General features: G+C 70.1%; 4 protein-coding genes and 4 pseudogenes. All 8 read left to right on the forward strand.

Features of this window, described 5'->3' with window-relative positions; genetic code table 11:
* A pseudogene (locus GQS09_RS24625) lies at positions 1-718 on the forward strand (ABC transporter family substrate-binding protein); the annotation flags it as partial.
* A 185-nt stretch (positions 719-903) separates the two neighbouring features.
* Positions 904-2,788, forward strand: a pseudogene (gene typA / locus GQS09_RS24630) (translational GTPase TypA).
* Positions 2,789-3,298: 510 nt separating this feature from the next.
* Complete coding sequence (locus GQS09_RS24635; RefSeq protein ID WP_165989772.1) at positions 3,299-4,927, forward strand: ABC transporter substrate-binding protein; 1,629 nt, start codon at positions 3,299-3,301, stop codon at positions 4,925-4,927.
* A 151-nt stretch (positions 4,928-5,078) separates the two neighbouring features.
* The gene (locus tag GQS09_RS24640) at positions 5,079-6,005 is read left to right on the forward strand and encodes an ABC transporter permease (RefSeq protein ID WP_165989775.1); all 927 of its coding nucleotides are present in this window, start codon (positions 5,079-5,081) and stop codon (positions 6,003-6,005) included.
* A 127-nt stretch (positions 6,006-6,132) separates the two neighbouring features.
* Positions 6,133-7,152, forward strand: a pseudogene (locus GQS09_RS24645) (ABC transporter permease); the annotation flags it as partial.
* 13 nt (positions 7,153-7,165) lie between these two features.
* A pseudogene (locus tag GQS09_RS31100) lies at positions 7,166-7,306 on the forward strand (ABC transporter permease); the annotation flags it as partial.
* Positions 7,307-7,318: 12 nt separating this feature from the next.
* Positions 7,319-8,314, forward strand: coding sequence for an ABC transporter ATP-binding protein (locus GQS09_RS24650; protein ID WP_165989773.1), 996 nt, complete (start codon positions 7,319-7,321; stop codon positions 8,312-8,314).
* Positions 8,298-8,563 (forward strand): ABC transporter ATP-binding protein (locus tag GQS09_RS24655; RefSeq protein WP_165989774.1); only part of this gene is annotated, 266 nt, incomplete at its 3' end. The genes GQS09_RS24650 and GQS09_RS24655, both read left to right, overlap by 17 nt.

Consider the following 8,563-nt stretch of genomic DNA (forward strand, 5'->3'; position numbering starts at 1 on the left):
CCGGCAGCGCGCCGTGCTGCTGCGCCAGGCCGCCGGGGCCGAGCGGCAGGCCGCCGCGGACGCCGCCCGGGCCGGCCAGGAGGACAAGGCCGCGCGGCTGCGGCTGACCGCGCTGCAGGCGGAGGCGGACGCGGTCCGGGCCGACGACGAGGCGGACGAGATGTCCCGTCAGGCAGCCGCCGGGGTGCGCACCAAGGACGGCAAGCCGCTCCGCCTGGACTTCGTCCTCCCGGCCGGCCCGGAGGCGGAGCGGCTGCGCGAGGTCGGCAGACGCATCGCCGCCATGCTCGCCCCGCTCGGCGTGCTGGCCGAGATCACCGAGGTGGAGAGCGACGCCTACTTCGAGGACCACATCATCGAGGGCGACTTCGACCTGGCCCTCTACTCCTGGCCGGCCACCGCCTACCCGGCCACCGACGCCCGGCCGGTGTACGCCAAGCCGCAGGCCATCCCCGGCGGCGAGCTGTTCGTCGAGCAGAACTTCGCCCGGGTCGGCACCGACCACATCGACCAGCTTCTGGACCAGGCCGCCACCGAGCTGGACGACAAGCGCCGCGCCGAGCTCCTCAACAAGGCCGATGTCCGGCTGTGGGCGGCGGCCGGCTCCATCCCGCTCTTCCAGCGTCCCGAGCTGGTGGCCGTGGACCGGAAACTGGCCGGGGCCGGCGCCTTCGGCCTGGCCACCCCCCGCTACCAGGACATCGGCTACCGCCGCTGACCGGCCCGCCCCGTACGATGAGGTGCGGGGCCGGTCCACCCGAGGCACAGAAGTCTGCCGGGCTCGCCGCCACCAGGTCATCAGGCCATCAGGTCATCCGCCAGCCGGGACCGCACCGCCGCCGCAGCGCGCCGCCGCGCACCGGCGCGGGCGGGGTTCCGTCACGTCCGGGAGAAGCGCCGCCAGTGCCCACGCGCCACGACATCCGCAATGTCGCCATCGTCGCCCATGTCGACCACGGGAAGACCACCCTGGTCGACGCCATGCTCAAGCAGGCCGGCGCCTTCGCCGCGCACCAGCACGTCGACGACCGGGTCATGGACTCGAACGACCTGGAGCGCGAGAAGGGCATCACCATCCTGGCCAAGAACACGGCCATCCGGTACCACCCCAAGGACGGCTCAGGCCCGGTCGTCATCAACATCATCGACACCCCCGGGCACGCCGACTTCGGCGGCGNCCGACTTCGGCGGCGAGGTGGAGCGCGGCCTGTCCATGGTGGACGCCGTGGTGCTGCTGGTGGACGCCTCCGAGGGCCCGCTGCCGCAGACCCGCTTCGTGCTGCGCAAGGCGCTCCAGGCGCGGCTGCCGGTGATCCTGTGCATCAACAAGACCGACCGCGCCGACGCCCGGATCTCCGCCGTGGTCGACGAGACCTACGACCTCTTCCTGGATCTGGACGCGGACGAGGAGCAGATCGAGTTCCCGATCGTCTACGCCTGCGCCCGGGACGGCATCGCCTCCCTGACCCAGCCCGCCGACGGCACCGTGCCGGCCGACAGCGACTCCCTGGAGCCGCTGTTCAGCACCCTGCTGGACACCGTGCCGCCGCCGGTCTACGAGGAGGACGCCCCGCTCCAGGCGCATGTCACCAACCTGGACGCGGACCCGTTCCTGGGCCGGATCGCGCTCTGCCGCATCCAGCAGGGCCATCTGCGCAAGGGCCGGACCGTGGCCTGGATGAAGCGCGACGGCACGGTGCAGAACGTCCGCATCACGGAGCTGCTGATGACCGAGGCGCTGACCCGCAAGGCGGCCGCCGAGGCCGGGCCGGGCGACATCTGCGCGGTGGCCGGCATCCCGGAGATCACCATCGGCGAGACGCTGGCCGACCCGGAGAACCCGGTGGCCCTGCCGCTGATCCAGGTCGACGAGCCGGCCATCTCCATGACCATCGGCACCAACACCTCCCCGCTGGTCGGCCGCGGCGGCAAGGGGCACAAGCTGACCGCCCGGCTGGTGAAGGACCGGCTGGACCGGGAGCTGGTCGGCAACGTCTCCATGCGGGTGCTGGCCACCGACCGGCCGGACGCCTGGGAGGTGCAGGGCCGCGGCGAGCTGGCGCTGGCGATCCTGGTGGAGACCATGCGCCGGGAGGGCTTCGAGCTGACCGTGGGCCGGCCCCGGGTGGTCACCCGGGAGATCGACGGCAAGGTGCACGAGCCCGTGGAGCGGATGACCATCGACGTGCCCGAGGAGCACCTGGGCGCGGTCACCCAGCTCATGGCGGGCCGCAGGGGCCGGATGGAGACCATGACCAACCACGGCTCGGGCTGGGTGCGGATGGAGTTCCTGGTGCCCTCCCGCGGCCTGATCGGCTTCCGCACCGAGTTCCTGACCGAGACCCGTGGCACGGGCATCGCGCACGGCATCTTCGAGCGGTACGAGCCCTGGGTGGGGGAGCTGCGCACCCGCTCCACCGGCTCGCTGGTGGCCGACCGGGCCGGGCAGTCCACGGCCTACGCCATGCTCAATCTCCAGGAGCGCGGCACGCTGTTCGTGGAGCCGGGCACCGAGGTGTACGAGGGCATGGTGGTCGGCGAGAACTCCCGCTCGGACGACATGGACGTCAACATCACCAAGGAGAAGAAGCTCACCAACATCCGCTCCTCCACGGCGGAGACCACGGAGAACCTGGTGCCGCCGCGCCGGCTGTCGCTGGAGCAGTGCCTGGAGTTCTGCCGGGAGGACGAGTGCGTCGAGGTGACGCCGGGGGAGGTGCGCATCCGCAAGGTGGTGCTGGACCAGCGTGAGCGGGCGCGTGCGGCGTCCCGTGCCAAGCACGCCTGACCCGGCCGGCCGCCTTCCGGTGCGAAGGCAAACATGTGCGGCCCGTCCCCGGACGCGGGGGCGGGCCGTTCGCGTCCCCGAGCATGCTCACGTTCTGTAGTCAGAAGCGGGCGCTCAAGAGAGAGATTGCATCATGCATCTGTCAAGAGTGCCCTCTTGTGCCCCCGTTCCGGGTGTCCGGTGAGCGGACGCATGGGTCTGTGAACCGGACGGCGAAGGATGGCATGCGTCACAACTGCCCGTTTTCATGGCGAGTGTCTCGCGTGGCTATGATCCCTTTTGTCGTTTTTGCGAGCCGGATCACCCTTCGCTCGTCATCATATCGTGATCTTAAATGGCTGACTAAATCTTGTTTATGGCCAATAGTTGTTCCGGTTGCGACGGCCGCGGTGTGACGCACAGCTATCTGTGCGGCCGGGCTTTCGCTGGGCGCCGGATGCTTCGGGTGTGAAGACTTTGCGCATGCGGCGCCCCTCCAGACATGCACGAACCCCGTAAGGAGGCAGGCCCATGCGCGGTGCGCGCAGCGCCAAGTGGGTGACGGGTGCGATAGTCGTGGCACTGGCCGCGAGCGCCTGCGGAAGCGGTGACGGCGGCTCCGGCGGCAGCGGCCTCGGCTACGACGCCACCGGCAAGGTCATCGGCGAGTCCGCCGAGCCGCAGAAGGGGCTCGTCCCCTCGGACACCATGGAGGCCATCGGCCACGAGGTGATCGGCGCCCTGTGGACCGGTCTGATCAAGACCGACCCCACCACCGGCGAGATCATCTACATGAACGCCGAGTCCATCACCACCGAGGACTCCAGGACCTGGACCGTCACCCTCAAGGACGGCTGGACCTTCCACGACGGCACCCCGGTGACCGCCGAGTCCTACGTCAAGGCGTGGAACTGGGCCGCCGGCATCGAGAACAACCAGCAGAACAGCTCCTGGTTCTCGGACATCGCCGGCTACGAGGACGTGCACCCGGCCGAGGGCGAGCCCGCCGCCGACACCATGTCCGGCCTGAAGGTCGTCGACGAGCACACCTTCACCATCGAACTGACCGAGCCGCTGGCGTACTTCAACTACAAGCTGGAGTACAACCCCTTCTTCCCGCTCCCCGAGAGCTTCTACGAGGACCCGGCCGCCGCCGCCGAGAACCCGGTCGGCAACGGCCCGTACACGTTCGTCTCCTGGGAGCACAACAAGTTCATCGACGTCGAGAAGTGGGACGACTACCAGGGTGAGGACGCCGCGCAGAACGAAGGCGTCGTCTTCCTGAACTACGCCGACTCCGACGCCGCCTACCAGGACCTGCTGTCGGACAACATCGACTACGTCCGGCAGGTCTCCCCGAACAACCTCGCCAAGTTCGAGCAGGACCTGGGCGACCGGGCCATCAACACCCCGTACGCCGCCATCCAGACGGTCAACTTCGCCTTCTACACCGACCAGTGGAAGGACATCGACGTCAAGGTCCTGCAGGGCCTGTCCATGGCGATCGACCGGGAGACCATCACCTCCACCGTGCTCCAGGGCACCCGGGTACCCGCCAACGGCTGGGTCGCCAAGGGCGTCATGGGCTACGAGGAAGGCGCCTGCGGCCCCTACTGCACCTACGACCCGGAGACCGCCAAGGAGCTCATCGACATGGGCGGCGGCGTGCCGGGCAACGCCATTACCATCCAGTACAACGCCGACGGCGGCCACAAGGAGTGGGTGGAGGCGGTCTGCAACTCCATCCGCCAGGCGGTCGGCGTGGAGTGCACCGGCGACGCCAAGCCCACCTTCCAGGAGGACCTGGACGCCCGCGACAACAAGCAGGTCGGGTCGATGTACCGGTCCGGCTGGGGCATGGACTACCCGTTCAACGGCAACTTCCTGCGCGACCTCTACGGCACCACCGCCGGCGGCAACAAAGGCGGCTTCTCCGACGAGATCTTCGACGGGCTGGTCGAGACCGCCGACGCCGCGCCCACCGTCGAGGAGTCCGCGGAGCTCTACCGCTTCGCCGAGGAGCGCCTGGCCGAGACCTTCCCGGCCATCCCGCTCTGGTACTACGAGGTCCAGTCCGGCCACTCCACCAAGGTCGAGAACGTGGCCTTCGACCTCTACGGACACCCCATCCTCACCGACATCGAGGTGACCGGCCGCTGAGCGCGCCACCCCACCCCTGAGCGGTCCCTCCGGCACGCGGCACACCCCCGTGCCGGAGGGCCGCCCGGGGGCTTGCGGCGTGCCACCGCCCCCCCGCGGCGGCGGCACGCCCCCATGCCCGCACCCGACCGACCCCCCACCCGGAGGCATGATGGGGCGCTATGTCGCTCGGCGACTGCTCCAGATGATCCCGGTCTTCATCGGGACCACCTTTCTCGTCTTCTGCATGATCTATGTGCTGCCCGGTGACCCGGTCCGCTCCCTGTGGGGCGACAAGGTCCCCGACCCGGCGCAGCTGGCCGCCATCCGCCAGCAGCTCGGCCTCGACCAGCCGCTGTGGAAGCAGTACCTCGACTACATGGGCGGCCTGCTCACCGGCGACCTGGGCACCACCACGGTCGGCCGGCCGGTCGCCGACGAGATGGGCCGCGCCTTCCCGGTGACCATCCGGCTCGCCGCCATCGCCTTCCTGTTCAGCAGCGTGGCCGGCATCGCCCTGGGCGTGCTCGGCGGCATGCGCCGCGGCCGGTACGCGGACACCGGCATCCTGGTCTTCACCATGCTGGTGATCTCCATGCCGGTGTTCGTGCTCGGCTACGTCATGCGGCACGTCTTCGCCACCGAGCTCGGCTGGGTCACCCCCACCGTGCAGAACTCCGAGGAGATCGGCCAGCTGCTGCTGCCCGGTGTCGTCCTCGGCATGCTCTCCCTCGCCTACGTCGCCCGGCTGACCCGCACCACCGTCGCCGAGAACCTGCGCGCCGACTTCATGCGCACCGCCCGGGCCAAGGGCCTGCCGAAGCGGCGCATCGTGCGCATGCACCTGCTGCGCAACTCGATGATCCCGGTGGTCACCTTCCTGGGCACCGACATCGGCGCGCTGATGGGCGGCGCCATCGTCACCGAGGGCATCTTCAACGTCCAGGGCGTCGGCCGCCTCGTCTACGACGCGCTGGTGCGGCGGGAGAGCGCGGTGGTGGTCGGCACCGTCACCGTCCTGGTCCTGATCTATCTGGCCGCCAACCTGCTGGTCGACCTGCTCTACGCCGTTCTGGACCCGAGGATCCGCTATGCCTGACGCGAGGCGCATCGAGAAGGCCGCCGACGACGCCACCGCCACCCCGGCCGCCGCCACCCCGGCCACCGCCACCCCGGCCNCCTGCTGGTCGACCTGCTCTACGCCGTTCTGGACCCGAGGATCCGCTATGCCTGACGCGAGGCGCATCGAGAAGGCCGCCGACGACGCCACCGCCACCCCGGCCGCCGCCACCCCGGCCACCGCCACCCCGGCCGCCGCCACCGCCGCCCCGGCCCCCGCGGACCGGGCACCGGTCAAGGTCAGCGAACCGCCGCCCGCGCCCGCCAAGGGCCGCAGTCTGTGGGCCGACGCCTGGCACGACCTGCGCCGCAACCCGCTGTTCGTGATCTCCGCCGCGCTGATCCTCTTCCTGGTCGTCCTGGCGCTCTTCCCCTCCCTCTTCACCGATGTCGACCCGCGCGACGGCGACCCGGCCCACCACTACCTCGGCCGCCCGGAACTCACCCACTGGTTCCAGCCCGACTGGTTCGGCTACGACGGCCAGGGCCGCTCCATCTGGGCCCGGGTGGTGCACGGCACCCGCGCCTCCATCCTGGTCGGCTTCGGCGTCACCCTCCTGGTCACCCTGTTCGGCGGCCTGGTCGGCCTGCTGGCCGGCTACTTCGGCGGCTGGCTGGACGCGCTGCTCTCCCGGATCACCGACATCTTCTTCGGCGTCCCCTTCCTGCTGGGCGCCCTGGTGGTGCTGAACGCCGTCACCGACCGCACCCCGGTCGTCGTCATGGGCGCGCTGGCGTTCCTCGGCTGGACCCAGATGGCCCGGGTGATGCGCGGCTCGGTCATCACCACCAAGCAGGCGGACTACGTCACCGCGGCCAGGGCACTGGGCGCCGGCACCTGGCGGATCATGCTCCGCCACATCCTGCCCAACGCCGTCGCGCCGGTGCTGGTGGTCGCCACCATCGCGCTGGGCAGCTACATCTCCGCCGAGGCCACCCTGTCCTACCTGGGCGTCGGCCTCCAGGACCCGACCGTCTCCTGGGGCATCGACATCTCCACCGCCTCCAACCAGGTCCGCAACGCCCCGCATGTGCTGTTCTTCCCGGCCGGGATGCTCAGCCTGTGCGTGCTGGCCTTCATGATGATGGGCGACGCGGTGCGCGACGCCCTCGACCCCAAGCNCCGTCTCCTGGGGCATCGACATCTCCACCGCCTCCAACCAGGTCCGCAACGCCCCGCATGTGCTGTTCTTCCCGGCCGGGATGCTCAGCCTGTGCGTGCTGGCCTTCATGATGATGGGCGACGCGGTGCGCGACGCCCTCGACCCCAAGCTGCGCTGAGGAACCCGCACCGTGACTACTGTGCCCCTGCTCGAAGTCCGCGACCTCCAGGTCGAGTTCCACACCCGGGACGGTGTCGCCAAGGCCGTCAACGGCGTCAACTACTCCGTCGAGGCCGGGGAGACCCTGGCCGTACTGGGCGAATCCGGTTCCGGCAAGTCCGTCACCGCCCAGGCGATCATGGGCATCCTGGACATGCCCCCCGGCCGCATCGCCGGCGGCCAGATCCTCTACCGGGGCCAGGACCTGCTCACCATGAGCGAGGAGCAGCGCCGGAAGATCCGCGGCGACAAGATCGCCATGATCTTCCAGGACGCGCTCTCCGCACTGAATCCGGTCCTCACCGTCGGCTACCAGCTCGCCGAGATGTTCCGCGTCCATCGCGGGATGTCCCGCCGGGAGGCCAAGGCCCGCGCCATCGACCTGATGGACAAGGTCCGCATCCCGGCGGCGCGGGAGCGGGTCAACGACTACCCGCACCAGTTCTCCGGCGGCATGCGCCAGCGCATCATGATCGCGATGGCCCTGGCCCTGGAACCGGACCTGATCATCGCGGACGAGCCCACCACGGCCCTGGACGTCACCGTGCAGGCCCAGGTCATGGACCTGCTCGCCGAGCTCCAGCGCGAATACCGCATGGGCCTCATCCTCATCACCCACGACCTCGGCGTGGTCGCCGATGTCGCCGACAAGATCGCGGTGATGTACGCCGGGCGGATCGTGGAACGCGCCGACGTCCACGACCTGTACCGGCGGCCCGCCCACCCCTACACCAAGGGCCTGCTGGACTCCGTCCCCCGCCTGGACCACAAGGGCGGCGAACTGTACGCGATCAAGGGGCTGCCGCCCTCCCTGACCTCCCTGCCCGCCGGCTGCGCCTTCAGCCCCCGCTGCGCCGCGGCCACCGACCTGTGCCGTTCGCAGACCCCCGCCGTCGTCCCCGTCGCCCCCGGCCGGGTCGCCGCCTGCCACCACTGGAAGGAAACGCTCGATGCCCCGGCAGCCTGATCAGCGAGAGCCCATCCTCCAGGTCCGCGACCTGGTCAAGCACTTCCCGCTCACCCAGGGCGTTCTCGTCAAGCGCCAGGTGGGCGCGGTCAAGGCGGTGGACGGCGTCTCCTTCGACCTCTGTCCCGGGGAGACCCTGGGCATCGTCGGCGAGTCCGGCTGCGGCAAGTCCACCGTGGCCAAGCTGCTGATGTCCCTGGAGACACCGACCTCCGGCCGGATTCTGTACAAGGGGCAGGACATCTCCCG

The sequence above is a fragment of the Streptomyces sp. YIM 98790 genome, from assembly GCF_011421595.1.
GTDB lineage: Bacteria > Actinomycetota > Actinomycetes > Streptomycetales > Streptomycetaceae > Streptomyces.